This window comes from uncultured Campylobacter sp., from assembly GCF_938040115.1.
Classification (GTDB): domain Bacteria; phylum Campylobacterota; class Campylobacteria; order Campylobacterales; family Campylobacteraceae; genus Campylobacter_A.
Genome location: NZ_CALHXD010000083.1, coordinates 1 through 1,598, shown reverse-complemented (window position 1 = coordinate 1,598; position 1,598 = coordinate 1). Strand labels below are relative to the sequence as shown.

Here is a 1,598-nt window from a genome sequence, read left to right as displayed (position 1 = left end):
AAAGCTGTTAAAATCAAATGAATGGAGAGATATCGACCTTGATATATTTGCCGAAATTTGTCGTTTTAGCGATCAAATTTTACGGCAATGCTCGCTGACGGGTGAGCTCGCAGGCGCGGCTAGAGAGATTTTATCGGCCAAAAAAGATCATCTGATCCAAGATATCCGGGCACATGACTTACCGGCTGAAACTTATGATTATTCGGTGCTTCCGATTGTTTTGCGCGCATTTCAAGAGTACGGCATACGTAAAATTTGCCCGAATTCCCGCATTGATTTCAATACAAATTTGCTAAAAATATTAAATTTAGGCTACCTTCCTTGTGGTTGGAGGTACAATGCGCCAAAGCCCCAGCAGGCTTATAATCCGGTTACCTTTGTGGGCGATAGCGTAAGGCAGCGGGATAAATTTAGCTACGGCGACGGAGTGTTGTATGTTTATTAAAAATAAAATTTAACCATGATTAATAAAATCTAGGGTTTTACTTTAGCGCTATTGTGTTATAAATTTTCTACCGATTTGCCTCATAGTTTGAAAATAATCGCCGAATTTTTCCTCGACTTTTTTGAAGTTTTTTATCTTATACGCATCTTTTTTATCGCGATGACAGAGCATCAGATAGGTCGTAAAGTGTAAAATATCTAAAATTTCGGCCCTTAAATTTTTATCTTCTATCTCGGTTTCTAGGCAGACTTTTAGGATTTTCTTAAAAACTTTCTTATCGAAATAGCAAAAATCATAGAGCAAAACGAAAAACGAGTTATCGTTATTTCTATCTATTTGCTCTCTTAAAAATGCTATATCATCGGTCGCGTTTGTCATAAAAAGCCGTTTTTATAATTAGTCCAAGCCCGATAAAAACCACAACGCAAACGAAAACTATCTGGGATATATCAAGTAGCGTCATTTTGCCGTCTTGGCTAGCGTTTTGCCGCTCATTTGGTTGTCGCGCTCTTTTAGTTGACCGCACGCCGCGCTGATGTCAAGGCCCTTGCTCTGTCTGATAGTGCAGGTCACGCCGTGATCGCGCAGATATGTCTGAAACGCCTCCATATCGGCTGTGTTCGGACGACCGTATTCGCTGCCTTCGTGTGGGTTGAAGTAGATCAAATTTACCTTTGCCTTGATGCCGTGTAGTAGTGAAACGAGCTTTTTGGCGTCTTTTACACCGTCGTTCATGTCTTTTATGACGAGGTACTCAAACATCACTCGCTTGCGCATATCGATCGGAAAGCCCCTCACCGCCTCCATAACGGACTCGATTTTGTAGGCGTTATTTATCGGCATTAGCTTGCTGCGAAGCTCGTTAGTAACGGCGTGCAAAGATATCGCTAACAGCACGCCCAGATCCATCTCGCCGAGCTTTTTTATCTGGCTGCCTAACCCGCTCGTGCTAACGGTCTGGCGGCGTGGCGCGATAGCTAGCCCGTCGTTTTCTTTTAAAATTTTTATAGCTTTACTAACGTTTTCTAGGTTATCTAGCGGCTCACCCATGCCCATGTATACGACGTTTACGCGGCGTTCATAGGGGATTTTGTTTTCTCTTTTTATCCACAAAATTTGCCCCACTATTTCACCCGGCGTTAGGTTTCTAGTT

General features: G+C 42.4%; 4 protein-coding genes. 1 reads left to right on the top strand and 3 read right to left on the bottom strand.

The genetic code is table 11. The annotated features are described in order from the left end of the window. On the top strand, positions 1 to 445 hold a 445-nt coding region (locus Q0314_RS03080), incomplete at its 5' end, for a hypothetical protein (RefSeq protein ID WP_298056391.1). Positions 446 to 493: 48 nt separating this feature from the next. Here Q0314_RS03080 and Q0314_RS03075 read toward each other — a convergent pair. The 3 genes from Q0314_RS03075 to rlmN form a co-directional block, all read right to left on the bottom strand. Next, the gene (locus Q0314_RS03075; protein ID WP_298056388.1) at positions 494 to 823 is read right to left on the bottom strand and encodes a hypothetical protein; all 330 of its coding nucleotides are present in this window, start codon (positions 821 to 823) and stop codon (positions 494 to 496) included. Next, positions 804 to 908, bottom strand: a complete 105-nt coding sequence (bcsF, locus tag Q0314_RS11285) for a cellulose biosynthesis protein BcsF (RefSeq protein WP_081451819.1) — start codon at positions 906 to 908, stop codon at positions 804 to 806. The genes Q0314_RS03075 and bcsF overlap by 20 nt, the downstream gene beginning before the upstream one ends. Next, positions 905 to 1,598: 23S rRNA (adenine(2503)-C(2))-methyltransferase RlmN (gene rlmN / locus Q0314_RS03070; RefSeq protein WP_298056385.1), on the bottom strand; the 694-nt coding region annotated here is incomplete at its 5' end. The genes rlmN and bcsF, both read right to left, overlap by 4 nt.

Excerpts from the sequence above, each read along its gene's own strand:
- Q0314_RS03075 (WP_298056388.1), bottom strand. The coding sequence starts at position 823 with ATGACAAACGCGACCGATGATATAGCATTTTTAAGAGAGCAAATAGAT.
- bcsF (WP_081451819.1), bottom strand. The coding sequence starts at position 908 with ATGACGCTACTTGATATATCCCAGATAGTTTTCGTTTGCGTTGTGGTT.